The organism is Rhizobacter fulvus (genome assembly GCF_964020785.1).
Window position 1 is genome coordinate 5,080,211 of sequence record NZ_OZ224516.1, and the last position, 18,700, is coordinate 5,098,910.

Below are 18,700 nucleotides of genomic sequence, written 5' to 3' on the forward strand. Positions count from 1 at the left end.
GAACCATGTTCGAACGCATCATTCGCTTCTGCATCGAGCAGCGCTGGTTGGTCATGCTGGCTGTGCTTGGCATGGCCGGGCTAGGGGTCTACAACTACTCGCGTCTTCCCATCGACGCTGTCGTCGACATCTCCAACGTTCAGGTCGTCATCAACACAGAGGCGTCGGGCTATTCGCCGCTGGAGACCGAGCAGCGCATCACCTATCCCATCGAGACCGTGATGGCCGGCCTGCCCGGGCTCGAACAGACCCGTTCGCTCTCTCGCTATGGCCTGTCGCAGGTCACCGTCATCTTCAAGGACGGTACCGACATCTACTTCGCACGCCAGCTCGTGAACCAACGGGTGCAGGAGGCACGCGACCGCCTGCCCACGGGCATCACGCCGAGCATGGGGCCTATTTCCACGGGTCTCGGGGAAATCTACCTGTGGACCGTCGAGGTGGTGGACGGCGCGAAGAAGCCTGATGGCACGGCATACACGTCGACGGACTTGCGCGAGATTCAGGACTGGGTCATCAAGCCGCAACTGCGCAACGTCAAGGGCGTCACCGAAATCAACTCCATCGGTGGCTTCGAGAAACAGTACGTCGTCGCGCCGAACTTGGAGCGACTCGGTGCCTACGGGTTGGGCCTGTCGGACGTAGTGAGCGCGCTCGAGAAGAACAACTCGAACCATGGCGCAGGCTATATCGAGCGGCGTGGCGAGCAGTACCTGGTTCGCGCTCCGGGACAGGTGAAGTCCATGGACGACATCCGCGACATCATTGTCGGCACGGCGCAGGGCCAGCCCATTCGTGTCCGTGACGTCGCCGACGTGGACTTGGGCCGCGAACTGCGCACTGGCGCTGCCACCGAGAACGGTAAAGAAGTCGTGCTCGGTACCGTGTTCATGCTGATGGGCGAAAACAGTCGCACGGTCTCGCACGCCGTCGACAAGCAGATGGAGGCCATCAACAAGACCCTCCCTGCGGGCGTCAAGGCCGTCACGGTGTACGACCGCACGGTGCTTGTCGACAAGGCCATCGCAACCGTTCAGAAGAATCTTCTGGAGGGCGCGGTCTTGGTCATCGTCGTGCTGTTCGCCCTGCTGGGCAATTTCCGAGCCTCACTTATCGTCGCGATGGTCATCCCGCTCTCGATGCTGTTCACATTCACGGGCATGGTCGGCTACGGCATCAGTGCCAACCTCATGAGTCTTGGCGCTTTGGACTTTGGCGTCATCGCCGATGGCGCGCTCGTTTCGGCCGAAGCCGCCATCAGGCGCCTTGCGCATGCGCAGGCCCATCGAGGAAGACCGCTGACGCGCTCAGAGCGATTTCACGAGGTCTATGAAGCGGCCCGAGAGTCCCGACGACCCCTGCTGTTTGGTCAGCTCATCATCATGGTGGTCTACGTTCCCATCCTGGCGCTCACGGGCGTCGAAGGAAAGATGTTTCACCCGATGGCGTACACGGTGCTGCTGGCATTGTTCGGCGCCATGGTGCTGTCGGTCACCTTCGTTCCCGCGGCCATTTCGCTCTTCATCGGCAATCGCGTCGCCGAGAAGGAGAACCGGCTGATGGAGTGGGCCAAGAGCCGCTATCAGCCTGCGCTCAAGAGCGCTTTGAACAACTCGCCCGTGGTCTTCACGTTTGCTGCCGTCGCGGTCGTTTTCTCGGTCGCCGTGGCCAGCAGGCTTGGAAGCGAATTCGTCCCGAGCCTGAACGAAGGCGACTTCGCCATCCAGGCACTCCGCATTCCCGGGACCAGCCTGACCCAGTCGGTCGAGATGCAAAAGCAACTCGAGGCTCGTCTGAAGGCCAAGTTTCCGGAAATCGAGCGCATCTTTGCCCGTACCGGGACCGCCGAGATTGCAGCCGACCCGATGCCGCCCAACATCTCGGACGGCTACATCATGCTCAAGCCACTCGACAAGTGGCCGGAGCCCCGCAAAACCCGGGATGAGCTGCTCGCTGCTGTGCGCGAAGAAGCTGCCCTGGTCCCCGGCAACAACTACGAGTTCTCGCAGCCTATTCAGCTTCGCTTCAATGAGCTGATTTCAGGTGTGCGCTCGGACGTTGCGGTCAAAATCTTCGGCGACGACAACGACATTCTCAACAAGTCCGCCGCAGAGGTCGCCGAGGCGCTGGGCAAGGTGCCGGGCGCGACGGAAGTCAAGGTCGAACAGACGACCGGGCTACCCATGCTGTCGGTCAACGTGGACCGAGCGAAGGCGACGCGCTATGGCCTCAACATGAATGAGGTGCAGGAGACGGTGGCCACGGCCCTCGGCGGACGGGAGGCGGGTACTTTTTTCCAAGGGGACCGTCGCTTCGACATCCTGGTCCGGCTCCCGGAGTCGGTCCGACAGGACGTGGAAGCACTGCGTCGATTGCCGATTGCGCTGCCCAAGGGAACCAGCCCCACCGCCTACGTGCCGCTTGGCGAGTTGGCCACCCTGGAATTGACGCCCGGTCCGAATCAGGTTTCTCGGGAGGACGGCAAGCGCCGAGTCGTAGTCAGCGCAAACGTGACCGGCCGCGACCTCGGCTCGTTCGTGAGCGACGCGCAGGCTGCTATCGCGAAGGTGTCCGTGCCGAGTGGCTACTGGACGGCGTGGGGCGGAACGTTTGAGCAGCTCGAATCCGCAACGAAGCGACTTCAGCTGGTGGTGCCACTAGCCTTGCTGATGGTCTTCGTCCTTTTGTTCACCATGTTTGGCAACATCAAGGACGGACTTCTCGTGTTCACCGGCATCCCCTTTGCCCTGACGGGTGGCGTGCTTTCGCTCTGGGCACGAGGCATCCCGCTGTCCATCTCCGCGGCAGTCGGCTTCATCGCGTTGTCGGGGGTCGCGGTCTTGAACGGGCTCGTGATGCTGTCGTATATCCGTAGCCTCCGCGACCAGGGCAAGAGCCTGGACGATGCCATTTGGGAAGGTGCTCTGACGCGCCTGCGGCCGGTGCTAATGACAGCGCTTGTTGCGTCGCTGGGTTTCATCCCGATGGCGATAGCGACCGGTACAGGAGCCGAGGTGCAGCGCCCGCTCGCGACAGTCGTTATCGGCGGCATCCTGTCGTCAACCGCTCTGACCCTGTTGGTGCTGCCTGTCCTATATCGGCTCGCGCACAGGCGGGACGAAGATGAGCTTCCGGTCGCAGCCACCAGCTTGAGCATGAAGCCAGGATGAGCGAAGACCACAACCGATAGCAAAGTCATGACAGCCACGACCACACGGCGTGCGCGAACCAGCGGTCGCCAAGAATTGCACTCGGGCTCACCACGACCCTTTGGTTCGTCGAACTCGTTGGTTGCGCCGGGACTAGCGGATGGCAACTCCCGCCTGTAAAGTCAGCGCATGGCATCAAACGAAAGCCCCAACCCCGACTGTCGGGAAGCATTGGAAAGGAAGGCTCAGACAGAGTTCCTGCGTCGCGGTGAGGCCGCTTGGCAGGACTATCTGAAGACAGGTCTGTCCGTGCCTGCTGACGAAGTGTTTGCGCGCCTTCAAGCCGCGCTCGACGCGAAGCGCGCGGTCCTGGTTGCCGGAGGGTCACCTTCGGTTCGGGGTGAACCGTAAAGGGCGCAGCGACGCGCGCGAAGCACATCGGCGGGAGCCGGTGACGACCCCGCTAGTAGCGCTCGCACCCACCAGCAAGTTCAGCTCGAAGGTGCGTAGTCGAGCGCTGCGGCGGGCCGGCTCTCCGGGCCCGGGTCTGAGACGCCTAGCGCCGCCCGTCTTTGGAAGAAGTGACTAGCAAGTTTTTTGACCGACCAGCTTTATCACCGTCTCCCTTCGGCCCCCATTCGCGCCGCTTGTCGATAAGTCGCGTCAACTGTGAATCCAACTCCATGATGACGAGGCGCACGAGCAGGAACTCTTGGAGCGTAGCCCCGCGACGGAGCTCTTGCACGATTCGCTCTGCTTCTCGAGACCTGCCGCGACTCGTGAGCGTCGACCAAGCGTCGGTCAGTACTTGAGCCTGCGAGAAGAATTTCGAAAGTGGCGTCAGTGCGGCCCCCTGATGCAACGTCACTCGTCCCTCCCTGGACAACCGAACCATTCTGGGCATGCTTGGTGCGCTAGCTCCATGTCATGCAAAGATGGAAAATGTCGAAGCAAAGCTAGTGCTTCCCGGCGTACGCCTTCCGGCACACCGGGCAACGCTTTGCAGTTCTGAAGTTGCTGTAGAAAGCAACGCGTCTGCAAGACTGCTTGCGTTCTCTCGATTGGTAGCGTCATGACCTAACCCCACGTTAGGCGCAGCTCGCGCGGGAACTCGTGTCGAGGCAGCTCGCCTCGAAGGAAGCAATCGAGCCACCATGGATAAACCGCATCGGGAACGGCTGGCACAAATGGTCGGTCCAGGCGGTTCTGCAATTGCTCGAATGTCACCCTCGCTTCAATCGGGAGCTCGCTCGTTCGGCAGTACTTGACTCCTGAACGCTCGTAAATCGTGGGCTTCACGGGCATAGGAGGTTCCGGGAGTTCTTGTCTCCCAAAGGCTTCTTGAGCGCAAATCCACCTCACTAGCTGCCACCCGCTTCGCCCCCGAACGCTTGCCGTTCGAGCTACAGGAGTCGCGCGGCGCAAGTCGCCAAACGAAACTAAGTCGACGACGCTCTGGGTACTCCACTCGGTGACAGTCAACTCGCAGCTGTCCGTTGGGAACCATGCCGAATCGTCGGACGTGACCAGCACCGCGTCTAGGCAGCGCGCCAGGAAGGCCCTTGTTGTTTCGGCCCACCTTGGGTATCCACGCAGCAATGCGCGGTGCAGCGGTCGATGGCGGAAGTCGAGGAGAGACACCCAGTAGTCGGACACCTCTCCATGGTTGGCAGATGAGGCAATCAGGCCCCGAAGCGTTCGTACCGTCCCGCGTCGAGCGTCGCGACAGACCAATTGCAAGGTCAACATGCTGAGTCGTAGCCGTTAGATGTCGCGAGTCATGCGACGTCGTCTTCCAAAGGCAGAAGACCCAACTCACGCGCCATCCCCCTTGGCAGAACGACGGTGACCGTGGCTCCGCCGTTGTTCAGCGTCTCGAGTTGGGCCGCCACTCCATCGAGGCGCAAGTAGACGGGCGGCTCCGGGTCTCCGTCTCTTACATGCAAGGAGTCGAGCACATCGGTGTAGAGGTGGAAACCTGGTTGTTCGCTCGTGCTGTGACGCGCCTTGATGCTGCTCTTTGTGCTCATCGACTTTTTCCTCTTCCGCAAGGGGGCGAGAACTCGGAATCCGAGTCGAACAAAGTGACTGGAAACGTGCTGCTCAACCTAGATTGTGACTCAAACACGGCTGACTTAAAAGCAGCATCCGTTGAGACTGGTGTGTGACTTCACCAGCGACAACTAAAAAATACCAAGTGGAAAGCGCGCGGGCGCTCTTGGCCGTCAACGTACTTCGTTTGCGGAACGAGCGAGGTTGGAGCCAAGAGGCGTTGGCGTTTGAGGCTGGCCTGCATCGCACGTTCATCGCTCACGTCGAGCGACAAGCTCGCAACATCTCCATCGACAACATCGAACGTATTGCCGTCGCGCTCGGCGTTCACGTTGCTGACCTGCTGAAGGCCTAGCTTGCTGCGGTAGGGGGCGTGTCGGCGGCGGCGAGCTTGCCAGGGGCTCGCATTCGGTCAAATCGTGATGCGCGTTTGCGAGAGGGCCTGCGGCCGCGTCTTGGTACCGACCTTAACACGTCGAAAAGTTGTCCATATGTTATGCACAGAGATATCCACAGTCTGCGCCCCCCTCCTGGCCACCCCCAATTCAACAAATACCCTGACGCACCCGCTTCGCGGGCTTGCCCCACCACGTTGAGAAAGTAAGTCCAAGACAGGAAACAAAGCAGTTCCGGACGTATACCGTCATCGTCTGCCAGACACGCGTTGACCCTCACTTGGACACAAGTACCGGGAATTCGGCTTGACGACATAAGTGTTCGACTGGGCCTGGGCCGATGCCTACCAGCGCCACGGCCTGCACTACTACCCGAAGCTGCTCGATGCGGTGCCGTTCACGCCGGTGCCCGGTCCGCGCCTGCTCGCGCGCGACGAGACGGCTCGCCGGGTGCTGCTGCGCGCCATGCAGCAGCTCGCGCGCGACGCCAAGCTCTCGTCCGCCCACCTGCTGTTCCTCGACGAGGCGGACCAGCAGGCCGCGCGCGACGAGGGCTGGATGATGCGCAGCACCGTGCAGTTCCACTGGATGCAGCGCGAGGGCGGGCCGTATGCCGACTTCACGGACCTGCTCGCCAGCCTGCAACGCGAGAAGCGCAAGAAGATCCAGCAGGAGCGTCGCAAGGTGGCGGACGCCGGCGTCACGTTCACCGAACTGCAGGGCGAACAGATCACACCCGACGACTGGGATTTCTTCTACCGCTGCTACGCGCAGACCTATCGCGAGCACCGCTCCACGCCCTACCTGACCCGCGACTTCTTCGCACGAATGGCCGGCACGATGGCGCGGAACTGGCTGATGTTCATCGCCTGGAAGGACGGCGAACGCATCGCGACCTCGCTGATCTGCATCGACCCGGAACGTGGCACCGCCTTTGGCCGCTACTGGGGCGCCGTGGTGCACGTTCCCTGCCTGCACTTCGAGGCCTGCTATTACCAGCCGCTTGCGTGGTGCATCGCTAACGGCTATCAACGCTTCGAGGGCGGCGCGCAGGGCGAGCACAAGATGGCGCGCGGCCTGCTCCCGGTGCAGACCTGGTCGGCCCACTGGCTCGCGCATCCGCAGTTCGCGCAGGCGGTCGGTGACTTCCTCGAACGCGAGGGCGCCGGCGTCGCGAACTACATCAGCGAGCTCAACGACCGCCTGCCGTTCAAGGCTTGAAGTCGCCGGCGAAGACCGAGACGAACTTGTCCGGTGTCACGTACTTGCGCAACGCGGCATTGACCTGCTCGAGCGTGAGCTGACCGATGGCCGCGTCCACCTTCGCGGCGAGCGCGAAGGTCCGATCCAGGTACAGGTTGTTGGCGAGCGCGAACGCCACGCCGCCGTCCTGGGCGCGCGACAACTGCCGCAGGCTCAGCAGGCTGGCCTTGCCCTCGGCCAGTTCCTTGTCGGTGAAACCGTCCTTCAGCGCGCGGGCCAGTTCCTCGCGGAACGCCGCCTCGACCTTGGCACGGTTCTGCGGCGCGAAGATTGCGCTCGCCTGCCAGGTCGAGTTGCGGTCGATGTTGAACCAGTCGATCTGGCTGCGCACGTCGTAAGACAGCCCCTCGGCTTCGCGGATGCGCTTCCAGAGCCGCGCGTTGCTGCCCGAGCCGAGCAGGAAGTTCGCCATGGTCAGCGCCGGGTAGTCGGGATCGAGGTCGTTCAAGGGCACCGCCAGACGCACCAGCATGTTGGCGTTCGGCTTGTCCGGCGTGGCGATCAGCAGTTGCGCGGACTTGACGTCCACGAACGGCAGCGGCACGCGCGTGAACGGCGCGCCAGGCTGCCAGCCGGCCAACGCCGTTTGCAGCGCCGTGCGCACCTGGGCCGGGTCGAGATCGCCCACCGCCGCAAACTCGCCGTGGCCCGCCCCGTAGAAGCGGGTGTGGAAGTCCCGCAGGCGCTCGACCGTCAGCCCGCGGTAGTCCTCGGCCAGTTCGTCGAACGTCGGCTTGTAGCGGGGGTCATTGCGCGGATAGGGGTTGCCGAGCCGATCGAGCGCGTTGCGCGCCAGCGAACCCGGATCCTTGCGCTGCTGCTCGATGCCGGTCTGCACGGCACGCTTGAATTCGTCGAGCGTGTCGGGCGCGAACACCGGGTGCCGCAGCAGGTCGCCCACCAGCTCGATCGCACCCGGCAACTGGTCGCGTCGCGATTGCAGCGTCACGACCACCCGGCCCGGCGTGCTCGTGATGTTCAGTTCGGTCTTCAGCGCGTCGAGCTTGTCCTGCACCTGCTGTCGACTCAGCGTGGTCGTTCCCTTGTCGAGCAGCGACGCCACGGCTTGCGCGGTCGCGTTCTGTCCCGCCAGGCTGTTCTCGTCGCCGAAGTGGAGTATCAACACGGCGCTGACCGCCTGGCCCCGCGTGCCCTTCGGCAGCAGCGCGGCCTTGACGCCGCCGACGGCGAAAGTCTGCGTGCGCGCGTCGAGGTTCGCCGGCGTCGCCTCGAAGGCCTCGACCTTGGCCGCGGCCGCCTGCGGCTTGAACGCGCTCAATTCCTTCGCGATGTCGGTGCGCACCGGGGCCGGCGCGCGTACCGGCGCCTCGGTCGGCACGTAGGTCGCCAGCGTGCGGTTCGACGGCACGAGGTACTGCTGGGCGACGCGCTGCACATCGGCCAGCTTGACGTCGCGCACGCGGTCGCGGGTCAGGAAGAACAGGCGCCAGTCGCCCAGGCCGATCGGCCCGGACAGCGCCACGCCCACCTGCTCGGGATTGGTGAACGACTGGTCCCAGTCATTCAGCCACTTGGCCCGGGCGCGCTCCAGTTCCGCGGCCGTGATGGGCTCGCGCGCGATCGATTCGAGCGTGGCGAGCAGCTCGCTGCGCGCCTTGTCCACGTCCTGCCCCGGCGCCAGCGATGCGCCGGCGAACAGCGCGCCCGGGTCGGCCAGGTCGTAGCTGTAGGCGTACACGCCCGAGGCGAGTTGCTTCTGCGTCAGGCGCTGATGCAGCCGACCGGACGGCGTGTCACCCAGGATGATGGTCAACAGTTCGATCGGCGCATCGTCCGCGGACGAGCCCGACGGCACGTGGTAGCCGGCCAGCAGCAGCGGCGTGCCGCCGACGCGGCGCAGTGTCACGCTGCGTTCGCCGTCCTGCGTCGGGTCGAGCGTGTAGAGCACCGGCAGCGTGCGCGACGGCTTTGGCAGCGCGCCGAACGACTCGACGATCCAGCCCAACGTGCGGGTCGGGTCGAAGCGGCCGGAGACGACCAGCGTCGCGTTGTCGGGCTGGTAGTAGCGGCGGTAGAAGGCCTGCAGGCTCGGGATGTCGACGTTCTCGACGTCCGCTCGGGCGCCGATCGGCGAGTGACCGTAGTTGTGCCAGTCGAACATCAGCGCCAGCGCCCGCTGCGACAAGATGCGCGCCGGGTTGTTCTCGCCCGACTCCATCTCGTTGCGGACCACCGTCATCTCCGTGTCCAGGTCCTTGCGAGCCACGTTGCTGTTGACCATCGCGTCGGCCTGGAGGCCGAGGTACCACTTCAGGTTCGAGTCGCTCGCGGCGAAACTCGCGAAGTAGTTGGTGCGGTCGAAGCTGGTCGAGCCGTTGAATGCCAGGCCGCGCTGCGACAGCTCGGCCTTGGGGTCGCGATGGGTCGGCGTGCCCTTGAACAGCATGTGTTCGAGCAGGTGCGCCATGCCCGTCTCGCCATAGCTCTCATGGCGCGAACCGACGCGGTAGGTGAGATTGACCGTGGTCGTCGGCTTCGAGTCGTCGGCGACCAGCAGCACCTGCAGGCCGTTCGGCAGCCGGTACTCGTCGACCCCCTCGACCGACATCACGGCCCGCACACCGTTCGGCAGCGCCGCAGTGGCGGCGGGCTGCGCCCCCACCGCGCAGGTCAGTACAAGGAAAGCGGCGGTGAGGAACGAGCGCAGCGTGGCGTGCATGAAGGCAATCGGTGAAGGCGGAGGACGCCTTACGACTGCGTTCAGGCCTTCTGGTTCCGGTAGGCAGCCATGCCGTCGACAATTTCCTTCTTCGCCGACTCCGGGCCTTCCCAGCCCTGCACCTTGACCCACTTGCCCGCCTCGAGGTCCTTGTAGTGCTCGAAGAAGTGCTGGATCGCCTTCAGGCGCATCTGGTTGATGTCCTCCGGCTTCTGCCAGTGGGTGTAGATCGGCAGCACCTTGTCGATCGGCACCGCGAGCAGCTTGCTGTCGCCGCCGGCCTCGTCGTCCATCTTGAGCACGCCGATCGGGCGGCAGGTCACGACCACGCCCGGCGACAGCGCGAACGGGGTGATCACCAGCACGTCGACCGGGTCGCCGTCGTCGGCCAGCGTTTGCGGGACGTAGCCGTAGTTGCACGGGTAGTGCATCGCGGTGGTCATGAAGCGGTCGACAAACAGCGCGCCGCTTTCCTTGTCGACCTCGTACTTGATCGGATCGGCGTTCATCGGGATCTCGATGATCACGTTGAACTGGTCGGGCGCCTTGGCGCCGGGGGTCACGTTGTGCAGGCTCATGATGGGATTTTCGGTGCGCGGGGAAACCCGGATTTTAGGCGCAGACGTTTCACGCGCCTGACACGCTCGACCCATCGCGGCGCACCGCTGGAAAACACCATGTCGCCAGCGTTGCTTTGTCACCCTCCATCTGGCAGCATGCCGCGGAGGCCGGGCCACGGATAAACGCCCAGTGCGCGACGCTCGAAGTCGGCCTCGAACCCCACCATGCAATCGACGAGGAAGGACTTCCCTTGATCACGACATCGATGGCGCTCTACTTTGCGCTGGCCTGCGGCCTCGCTGCAGTCATATACGGCTTCGTGCAACGAAGCTGGATCCTCAGCCAGGATGCGGGCAATGCGCGCATGCAGGAAATCTCCGGCGCGATCCAGCAAGGTGCGGCCGCGTACCTGGCCCGCCAGTACAAGACCATCGCAATCGTCGGCGTGGTGCTCGCGATCCTGATCTTCGTGTTCATCGATCGCCTCAGCGCGATCGGCTTCGTGCTGGGCGCGCTGCTGTCGGGCGCCTGCGGCTTCATCGGCATGAACGTGTCCGTCAAGGCGAACGTGCGCACCGCGCAGGCCGCCACCAAGGGCATCGGGCCCGCGCTGGACGTGGCGTTCAAGGGCGGCGCCATCACCGGCATGCTGGTGGTCGGGCTCGGGCTGCTCGGCGTCGCGCTGTTCTTCCTGTTTCTCACCGGCGGCACCAGCCCCGAAGCGTCCGCGCTGTCGGCCGCGCTGAAGCCGATGCTCGGGTTCGCGTTCGGCGCCTCGCTGATCTCGATCTTCGCGCGCCTGGGCGGCGGCATCTTCACCAAGGGCGCGGACGTCGGCGCCGACCTCGTCGGCAAGGTCGAGGCCGGCATCCCGGAGGACGACCCGCGCAACCCGGCGGTGATCGCCGACAACGTCGGTGACAACGTCGGCGACTGCGCCGGCATGGCCGCCGACCTGTTCGAGACTTACGCGGTGACGCTGATCGCGACGATGGCGCTGGGCGCGCTGGTCGTGAAGAACGCGGCAATGTCGGCGGTGCTGTACCCGCTGCTGCTGGGCGGCGTGTCGATCATCGCCTCGATCATCGGCTGCTTCTTCGTCAAGGCCTCGCCGGGCATGAAGAACGTGATGCCAGCGCTCTACAAGGGCCTGGCGGTCGCGGGCGTGCTGTCGCTGATCGCGTTCTACTTCGTCACGACGATGTTCATGCCGGCCGACGCGCTCGGTGCGGGCACCCACATGAAGCTGTTCGGCGCCTGCGCCGTGGGCCTGGTGCTGACCGCGGCGCTGGTCTGGATCACCGAGTTCTACACCGGCACGCAGTACAGCCCGGTGCAGCACATCGCGCAGGCCTCGACCACCGGCCACGGCACCAACATCATCGCCGGCCTCGGCGTCTCGATGCGCTCGACCGCGTGGCCGGTGCTGTTCGTCTGCGTCGCGATCCTCGCGTCGTACGCGCTCGGCGGGCTGTACGGCATCGCCGTGGCCGCCACCTCGATGCTGAGCATGGCCGGCATCGTCGTCGCGCTGGACGCCTACGGCCCGATCACCGACAACGCCGGCGGCATCGCCGAGATGGCCGAGCTGCCAAAGAGCGTGCGCGACGTGACCGACCCGCTCGACGCGGTCGGCAACACGACCAAGGCGGTGACCAAGGGCTACGCGATCGGCTCGGCCGGCCTCGCGGCCCTCGTGCTGTTCGCCGACTACACCCACTCGCTCGAAGGCCGCGGCATGAGCGTGAACTTCGACCTGAGTGATCCGAAGGTCATCGTCGGCCTGTTCATCGGCGGCCTGATCCCTTACCTCTTCGGCGCGATGGCGATGGAAGCGGTCGGCCGTGCCGCCGGCTCGGTGGTGGTCGAGGTGCGCCGTCAGTTCCAGGACGGCGCGATCATGGCCGGCCAACGCAAGCCCGACTACAGCGCAGCGGTCGACATGCTGACGACCGCGGCCATCAAGGAGATGGTCGTGCCGAGCCTGCTGCCGGTGGTGGTGCCGATCGTCGTCGGCCTGCTGCTTGGCGCCGCGGCGCTCGGTGGCCTGCTGATGGGCACGATCGTGACCGGTCTGTTCGTCGCGATCTCGATGTGCACCGGCGGCGGCGCCTGGGACAACGCGAAGAAGTACATCGAGGACGGCCACCACGGCGGCAAGGGCAGCGAGGCCCACAAGGCCGCGGTGACCGGCGACACCGTCGGTGACCCGTACAAGGACACCGCCGGCCCGGCCGTGAACCCGCTGATCAAGATCATCAACATCGTCGCGCTGCTGATCGTGCCGCTGCTGCCCGCGGGCACCGCCGTCACCGCGGCGCCGGCGACGACCACCGCGATGGCGGCATCGGCCGCGCCGATGGCCGCCGCCGACGGCGCGTCGTTCAAGGTCGAGAACGGCGTCGTGAAGTTCTACTTCGCCAGCGGCAAGGCCGATCTCGCCACCGGTGCCGACGCGGCGCTGGCCGACGTGGCCAAGGGCGTCGCGGCGGGCAAGAAGGCCGTCGTCAGCGGCTACACCGACTCCACCGGCGACGCGGTCAAGAACGAGGAACTCGCGAAGCAGCGCGCGATGGCCGTCAGCGCCGCGCTGAAGGCTGCCGGCATCGCCGACGACAAGGTCGAGCTGAAGAAGCCCGAGGTGATGACCGGAAGCGGCGGGAACGCCGAAGCCAGGCGCGTGGAAGTCGCGCTGCAGTAGTCGCGCGGCACCCTCCGCGGCTCAGGCCCGGGTTCGCAAGAGCCCGGGCCTTTGTCCTTTCCGCTCGGCCGGTGGCCTCTGGTCACGCGAACGTGGTGACGATCCGACGCTCGGTGGGAGCGGGTTGGAACTGACGCACGCCACCCCTCAGAACCTGCATGCCAGCACCGATCCGGCTCGCTACATTGCGGCCGGTCCCATGTCGGGACGCCTCTGGAGGAGACCCCGAATGGCCACCAACCTGCTCGAAATGCTCATGCGCGCCATCACGCCCGCGACGACGAAGTCCGTGTCGGATCACCTCGGCGAGTCGCAGGCCGGCGTACAGAGCGGCCTTGCGCTGTTGCTGCCCAGCCTGCTCGGCGGCCTGGCGTCCAAAGCATCGACCCCGGCAGGCGCGTCGAGCGTGTTTTCGGCGTTGACCGAGCCGCGGGTCGACACCGACCTGCTCGGCACACTGAGTTCGCTGCTCGTCTCCGGTCGCGGCAGCGCCATCGCCAACGTCGGCAGCATCGGCAATGCGCTGCTGGCCAGCGTGTTCGGGGCGGACAAAGCGGTCGGCCTCGGCACGGCGCTGGCCGGCATCACCGGCATGAAACCGGGCAACGCTGGTAGCCTGGCGACGCTGGTCGTTCCGGCGCTGTTCGGCTGGCTCAAGAAGCTGATCGGCGAGCGCGGCCTGAACGCCACGCGCACCGCCGAGTTGCTGATCGGCCAGCGGGATCACCTTGCCGGTCAACTCGACCCCGCACTGACCAAGGCACTCGGCCTCGCCGCGCCGTCCGCCTTGCTCGCCGGACTGGCGCCTGCCGGCGGTGCCGCCCCGGCGGGCTCCGCCGCATCGGGCGGAGGGTTGCGATGGTTCCTGTGGCTGGTCGCCGCGCTGCTCGCGATCGGCGCGCTGTGGTCCTGGCTTGGCGCCGGTGGCAGGGCGACCGGCGCCACGGCATCGCCGCCGGCCGTCGGGTTTGACCTCAAGGTGCCGGCCAAGGTGTATTTCGAGACCGGCAGGTCGGCGATCGGCGCGGAGGGCGTCGCAGTGGTCCAGGCGGTCGCCGGCTTGCTCGCCAGGGAAAAGACGACGCGGGTGGACGTGACCGGCTACACCGACAAGACCGGCGACGCGGCGGCGAACCAGGACCTGGCGAAGAGCCGCGCGCTTGGCGTGCAAGCCGCTCTGGTGGCAGCTGGCGTCGGCACCGACCGCATCGCGACGCGGCCACCGATCTTCGTCGAGATCGGCGCCGGCGGTGCCGATGCAGAAGCGCGGCGCGTCGAGATCACCGCACGCTGAACCGCGGCAAGCCAGAAGGACAAAAGGCCCAGCAGGGATCGCCTGCTGGGCCTTGTCTTTTCATTGGTCGGGACGGCGGGATTCGAACTCGCGACCCCTTGCACCCCATGCAAGTGCGCTACCAGGCTGCGCTACGCCCCGATGAAGCCGTGATTATAAGGTCAGACCACGAGCAGCCCGCGGATCGAGATCAACTCCTGGCGCATCTGCGGCAGTGACAGCGCGACGGTCGAGACCTCCGGCTGCGGAATGTCGGGCCGCGCGGCGGCGCCGTCGGACTGCAACGCCACGATGACGTCCTCGAGGTCGATCGCATCGGCGCTGACGACGCTGCTGTCGTCGATCAGTTCGGGCTCGGCGATCGCCCGGCCGGAAGGGCCTTCGGTCAACCGGTTGCGCGCCCCGCTGATGGTGAAGCCCTGCTCGTACAGCAGGTCCCGAATGCGCCGGATCAGCAGCACCTCGTGGTGCTGGTAGTAGCGCCGGTTGCCGCGGCGCTTCATGGGTTTGAGTTGGGTGAACTCCTGCTCCCAGTAGCGCAGCACATACGGCTTCACACCGCACAGGTCGCTGACCTCACCGATCGTGAAGTAGCGCTTGGCGGGGATGGCTGGGAGCGCTTTCTCCATGAAAATCAACGAGGTTTGGGCAGAAAGCTAAGACTCTACTCGAACTCCTCCTCGGGCGGTATGTCGCCTTGCACGACACCCTTCAGTTTGTGGCTGGCGTGGAAGGTGACCACGTTGCGCGCCTTGATCGGAATCGCTTCGCCGGTGCGCGGATTGCGCCCCGGGCGCGGCGCCTTGCGACGGATGTTGAAGTTGCCGAAGCCGGACATCTTCACGTCCGCCCCGGTCACGAGCGTCGCGTGGATCAGGTCGAAGAAGGCCTCGACCATGTCCTTCGACTCGCGCTTGTTCAGGCCGAGGCGCTCGAACAGCAGCTCGGCCAGCTCGGCCTTGGTCAGCGTCGGCGTCTCGAGCGTCGGCAGCGCGACGCGGCTGACCGGGGGCTCGTCGTCGCCGGGATCGTTGATCATGTCGATGCGCTCGTGCGGATCTGCAGCGTTCATCGGCAGCCTCAGGCGCGCAGCCGCACGCCGAGGCGTTGCGCCAGCGTGGACAGGACCTCGGCGATCGCCGCGTCGATGCGCTCGTCGGTCAACGTGACCTCGTCGTCCAGCAGTTCCAGGCGGACGCTGAGGCTGCGTTCGCCGGCCTTCATCTCGCCGCTGGGCGTGGTCGGCTTGTAGACGTCGAACAGGCGGGTCGAGCGGATCAGCCGGGCGCTCTTGGCAGCCCCGATCGCCTGCATCAGCGCGTCGTGCGTGACGAGCTCGCCGGCAATCAGCGACAGGTCGCGCCAGACCGACTGCTGCCGTTGCACCGGCGTCAGGCTGGGCAGCTGGCGTGCCGTCAGCGCCGCCGCGTCGAGTTCGAACAGCATGGGCGCGTGCGGCAGCTCGTAGGCCTGGCGCCACTTCGGGTGCAGCTCGCCGGCATGGCCGATCACCACGCCATCGAGTTCGATGCGGGCGCAGCGGCCCGGATGCAGCGCCGGGTGCTCGGCCGCGACGAAGCGCGCGATGCGCGGCGCCAGCAGCGCCTCGATGTCGCCCTTCAGGTCGAAGAAGTCGACGCTGCGGTCCTTCGTCCCCCACTGCAGCGCGTCGGCGCCGCCGTAGGCCAGACCGGCGATGCGCAGGGTCTGGCCGACGCCCGCCACGCTGACCGGCCCGTCGACGACGCTCGCATCGCGCCTGAACGTGCGTCCGGCTTCGTACACACGCACCCGCGTCGCCTTGCGCGACAGGTTCAGCCGCAGCACGCCGATCAGGCTGCCCAGCAGGCTGGAGCGCATCACCGCGAGATGCGCGGCCATCGGGTTGACCAGCTTGATCGGGTCGGCGTTGCCCGCGAGCTCATGCTCCCAGCGCGCGTCCACGAAGCTGAAGTTGATCGTCTCCTGGTAGTCGAGCGCCGCCAACCGGTGGCGCACCGCGTCGAGCCCGCGCTGCGACTCGCTGCGCACCTGCGGCACCAGCGCCGCCTGCGGCGGCGCGACCGGCAGGCGCTCGTAGCCGATGACCTTGATGACCTCCTCGATGAGGTCCTCCTCGATCTTCAGGTCGAAGCGCCAGCTCGGCGGCGTGACGGTGATCGTCCCCGGTGCGCTCGTGAACGCGAAGCCCAGGCGCTGCATCACGCCTTCGCACTGCGCCTGCGAGACCGGCATGCCGATGATCTTGGCGGCGCGCGCGACGCGCAGCGTGACCGGCTTCGCCTGCGGCAGGTTCAGCACCTGGTCGTCCATCGCACCGGCCTCGCCGCCGCAGATGTCGAGGATCAACTGCGTGATGCGCTCGATGTGTTCGACGGTCAGCGCCGGGTCCACGCCGCGCTCGAAGCGATGCCCGGCGTCGGTCGAGAAGTTGAAGCGCCGCGAGCGGCCCATCACCGCCTCGGGCCACCAGAACGCGGCTTCGACATAGACGTTCTTCGTGTCGTCCGACACCGCGGTCGCGTCGCCGCCCATGATGCCGGCGAGCGACTCGACGCTCTGCGTTTCCCCCACCCCGTCGGCCATCACACCGACCTGCTCGTCGACCGTGATGGTCGACCCGTTCAGCAGCTTCAGCGTCTCGCCGGCGCGGCCCCAGCGGACGACGAGCCTGTCGTGGATCTTGTCGAGGTCGAAGATGTGCGACGGCCGGCCGTACTCGAACATCACGTAGTTCGAGATGTCGACCAGCGCGGTCACCGAGCGCTGGCCACAGCGCGCGAGTCGATCGACCATCCACGCCGGCGTTGTCGCCTTCGTGTTCACGCGGCGGACGATCCGGCCAGAGAAGCGGCCGCACAGGTCGGGCGCCTCGACCTTCACCGGGAGCTTGTCGTCGAAGCGCGGCAACACCGGGGGAAGCTCGGTGTCTTGAGCGGCGCACCGGTCAGCGCGGAGAGTTCGCGCGCGACGCCGTAGACACTGAGGCAATGGGCCAGGTTGGGCGTCAGCTTCAGCGTCAGCAGCGTGTCGTCGAGCCGCAGGTGCTCGCGAATGTCCTGGCCGACGACCGCGTCGTCCGAGAGGATCAGCAAGCCGCCGTGATCCTCCGACAACTTCAGCTCGCGGGCCGAGCACAGCATGCCCTGGCTCTCGACACCGCGCAGCTGCCCGCGCTTGATCGCGAACGGTGCACCGCCCTCCTCCGCCGGCGGGAGTGCCGCGCCGACCAGCGCGCACGGCACCTTGATGCCGGCGCGCACGTTCGGCGCACCGCAGACGATGTTGAGCGTCGTGCCGATACCGGCATCGACCTGGCAGACGTTCAGCCGATCGGCATTCGGATGGCGCTCGACCGACAGCACCTGGCCGACGACCACGCCGGCGAAAGGCGGCGCGGCCGGGCGTGCCTCCTCGACCTCCATGCCGGCCATCGTCAGCGTGTCGGCCAGTTGTGCGCTGCTGATCGGCGGGTTGCAGAACTCGCGCAGCCAGGACTCGGGAAATTGCATGTCGTTGTCGACTCGTCAGTGTCGGAAGGAACGTGTCAGTTGAACTGCGCGAGGAAGCGCAGGTCGCCTTCGAAGAAGGCGCGCAGGTCGCTGATGCCGTAGCGCAGCATCGCCAGCCGGTCGATGCCGGAGCCGAACGCGAAGCCGACGTAGCGCTCCGGATCGAGCCCCATGTTGCGCACGACGTTCGGGTGCACCTGGCCCGAACCGGAGACCTCGAGCCAGCGGCCCTCGAGCGGGCCGCGCTCGAACATGATGTCGATCTCGGCGCTCGGCTCGGTGAACGGGAAGTAGCTCGGGCGGAAGCGCAGCTTCAGCTCGGTGGTCTCGAAGAAGGCCTGGATGAACTCCAGGTACATCACCTTCAGGTCCTTGAAGCTGACGTTCTCGCCGATCCACAGGCCCTCGACCTGGTGGAACATCGGCGAATGGGTGGCATCGCTGTCGACGCGATAGGTTCGTCCGGGCACGATCACGCGGATGTCGGGCATCGTCGCCTGACCGGCGTACCGTCTTGCGTGCGCCTGCGCGTAACGCACCTGCATCGGCGACGTGTGCGGGCGCAGGTTCAGGTACGCGCCGTGGGCGTCCTTGATGTCCACGTAGAACGTGTCCTGCATCGAGCGCGCGGGATGGTTCTCTGGGTTGTTCAGCGCGGTGAAGCTGTACCAGTCGGTCTCGATCTCGGGGCCGTCGGCCACGTCGAAGCCCATCGAGCCGAAGATCGCCTCGATGCGCTCGCGGGCGCGCGAGATCGGGTGCAGGCCGCCGCCTGCGCCGCGCTTGCGGCCGGGCAGGGTCACGTCGAGCGCTTCGCTCTTCAGCTGCGTCTGCAACTCGGCGTCGGCCAGCGCGTCACGGCGCGCGTTCAGCGCCGCCTCGATCTGCTGCTTGGCCGCATTGATCAGGGCGCCGCGGGCCTTCTTGTCGTCGGGCGACAGGCCCCCGAGCGCCTTGAGCTGCTCGGTGATGCGGCCGGTCTTGCCAAGGTAGCGGGCCTTGGCGTTCTCGAGATCGGCGGGCGCGGTCGCCTGCTCGAAATCGGCTCGCGCTTCTTGCACCAACGGGCTGAGGTCGTTCATCTGGGTTGCTG

Annotated in this window: 12 protein-coding genes, 1 tRNA gene and 1 pseudogene; 5 read left to right on the top strand and 9 right to left on the bottom strand. The window is 66.0% G+C overall.

What is annotated here, in order from left to right:
* Nucleotides 1–5: 5 nt before the first annotated feature.
* A complete protein-coding gene (locus ACWH49_RS24115; RefSeq protein WP_448173743.1) occupies nucleotides 6–3,170 on the top strand; it encodes a CusA/CzcA family heavy metal efflux RND transporter in 3,165 nt (1,054 codons plus the stop codon).
* An 843-nt stretch (nucleotides 3,171–4,013) separates the two neighbouring features.
* Here the strand turns inward: ACWH49_RS24115 and ACWH49_RS24120 are convergent.
* Together ACWH49_RS24120 and ACWH49_RS24125 are read right to left on the bottom strand one after the other, a co-directional pair.
* Nucleotides 4,014–4,223: a BPSL0761 family protein gene (locus tag ACWH49_RS24120; protein ID WP_448173744.1), complete on the bottom strand. Its 210-nt coding sequence runs from the start codon at nucleotides 4,221–4,223 to the stop codon at nucleotides 4,014–4,016.
* A 704-nt stretch (nucleotides 4,224–4,927) separates the two neighbouring features.
* Entirely contained in the window at nucleotides 4,928–5,179 is a 252-nt protein-coding gene (locus ACWH49_RS24125; protein ID WP_448173745.1) for a hypothetical protein, read from the bottom strand.
* A 167-nt stretch (nucleotides 5,180–5,346) separates the two neighbouring features.
* Here ACWH49_RS24125 and ACWH49_RS24130 point away from each other — a divergent pair, with 167 nt between their 5' ends.
* Together ACWH49_RS24130 and ACWH49_RS24135 are read left to right on the top strand one after the other, a co-directional pair.
* A complete protein-coding gene (locus tag ACWH49_RS24130; RefSeq protein WP_448174391.1) occupies nucleotides 5,347–5,556 on the top strand; it encodes a helix-turn-helix domain-containing protein in 210 nt (69 codons plus the stop codon).
* A gap of 358 nt (nucleotides 5,557–5,914) precedes the next feature.
* A complete protein-coding gene (locus ACWH49_RS24135) occupies nucleotides 5,915–6,817 on the top strand; it encodes a GNAT family N-acetyltransferase (protein WP_448173746.1) in 903 nt (300 codons plus the stop codon).
* Here ACWH49_RS24135 and ACWH49_RS24140 read toward each other — a convergent pair.
* Nucleotides 6,807–9,539, bottom strand: coding sequence for a M16 family metallopeptidase (locus ACWH49_RS24140; protein WP_448173747.1), 2,733 nt, complete (start codon nucleotides 9,537–9,539; stop codon nucleotides 6,807–6,809). The genes ACWH49_RS24135 and ACWH49_RS24140 overlap by 11 nt on opposite strands.
* Before the next feature lie 41 nt (nucleotides 9,540–9,580).
* Nucleotides 9,581–10,117, bottom strand: coding sequence for an inorganic diphosphatase (gene ppa / locus ACWH49_RS24145; protein WP_448173748.1), 537 nt, complete (start codon nucleotides 10,115–10,117; stop codon nucleotides 9,581–9,583).
* Between the two features lie 236 nt (nucleotides 10,118–10,353).
* Here ppa and ACWH49_RS24150 point away from each other — a divergent pair, with 236 nt between their 5' ends.
* Entirely contained in the window at nucleotides 10,354–12,801 is a 2,448-nt protein-coding gene (locus ACWH49_RS24150) for a sodium-translocating pyrophosphatase (RefSeq protein WP_448174392.1), read from the top strand.
* A 124-nt stretch (nucleotides 12,802–12,925) separates the two neighbouring features.
* Nucleotides 12,926–14,095, top strand: coding sequence for an OmpA family protein (locus ACWH49_RS24155; RefSeq protein WP_448173749.1), 1,170 nt, complete (start codon nucleotides 12,926–12,928; stop codon nucleotides 14,093–14,095).
* A gap of 64 nt (nucleotides 14,096–14,159) precedes the next feature.
* Here ACWH49_RS24155 and ACWH49_RS24160 read toward each other — a convergent pair.
* The 5 genes and pseudogenes from ACWH49_RS24160 to pheS form a co-directional block, all read right to left on the bottom strand.
* Nucleotides 14,160–14,236: transfer RNA gene (locus ACWH49_RS24160), tRNA-Pro, on the bottom strand.
* 20 nt (nucleotides 14,237–14,256) lie between these two features.
* A complete protein-coding gene (locus ACWH49_RS24165; protein WP_448173750.1) occupies nucleotides 14,257–14,724 on the bottom strand; it encodes a MerR family transcriptional regulator in 468 nt (155 codons plus the stop codon).
* A 35-nt stretch (nucleotides 14,725–14,759) separates the two neighbouring features.
* Nucleotides 14,760–15,134, bottom strand: a complete 375-nt coding sequence (locus ACWH49_RS24170; RefSeq protein WP_157615927.1) for an integration host factor subunit alpha — start codon at nucleotides 15,132–15,134, stop codon at nucleotides 14,760–14,762.
* A 41-nt stretch (nucleotides 15,135–15,175) separates the two neighbouring features.
* Nucleotides 15,176–17,607 (bottom strand): annotated as a pseudogene (gene pheT / locus ACWH49_RS24175) (phenylalanine--tRNA ligase subunit beta).
* A 35-nt stretch (nucleotides 17,608–17,642) separates the two neighbouring features.
* Nucleotides 17,643–18,689, bottom strand: coding sequence for a phenylalanine--tRNA ligase subunit alpha (pheS, locus tag ACWH49_RS24180; RefSeq protein ID WP_448173751.1), 1,047 nt, complete (start codon nucleotides 18,687–18,689; stop codon nucleotides 17,643–17,645).
* Nucleotides 18,690–18,700: the final 11 nt, after the last annotated feature.

Excerpts from the sequence above, each read along its gene's own strand:
- ACWH49_RS24115 (WP_448173743.1), top strand. The coding sequence starts at position 6 with ATGTTCGAACGCATCATTCGCTTCTGCATCGAGCAGCGCTGGTTGGTC.
- ACWH49_RS24120 (WP_448173744.1), bottom strand. The coding sequence starts at position 4,223 with ATGACGCTACCAATCGAGAGAACGCAAGCAGTCTTGCAGACGCGTTGC.
- ACWH49_RS24125 (WP_448173745.1), bottom strand. The coding sequence starts at position 5,179 with ATGAGCACAAAGAGCAGCATCAAGGCGCGTCACAGCACGAGCGAACAA.
- ACWH49_RS24140 (WP_448173747.1), bottom strand. The coding sequence starts at position 9,539 with ATGCACGCCACGCTGCGCTCGTTCCTCACCGCCGCTTTCCTTGTACTG.
- ppa (WP_448173748.1), bottom strand. The coding sequence starts at position 10,117 with ATGAGCCTGCACAACGTGACCCCCGGCGCCAAGGCGCCCGACCAGTTC.
- ACWH49_RS24165 (WP_448173750.1), bottom strand. The coding sequence starts at position 14,724 with ATGGAGAAAGCGCTCCCAGCCATCCCCGCCAAGCGCTACTTCACGATC.
- ACWH49_RS24170 (WP_157615927.1), bottom strand. The coding sequence starts at position 15,134 with ATGATCAACGATCCCGGCGACGACGAGCCCCCGGTCAGCCGCGTCGCG.
- pheS (WP_448173751.1), bottom strand. The coding sequence starts at position 18,689 with ATGAACGACCTCAGCCCGTTGGTGCAAGAAGCGCGAGCCGATTTCGAG.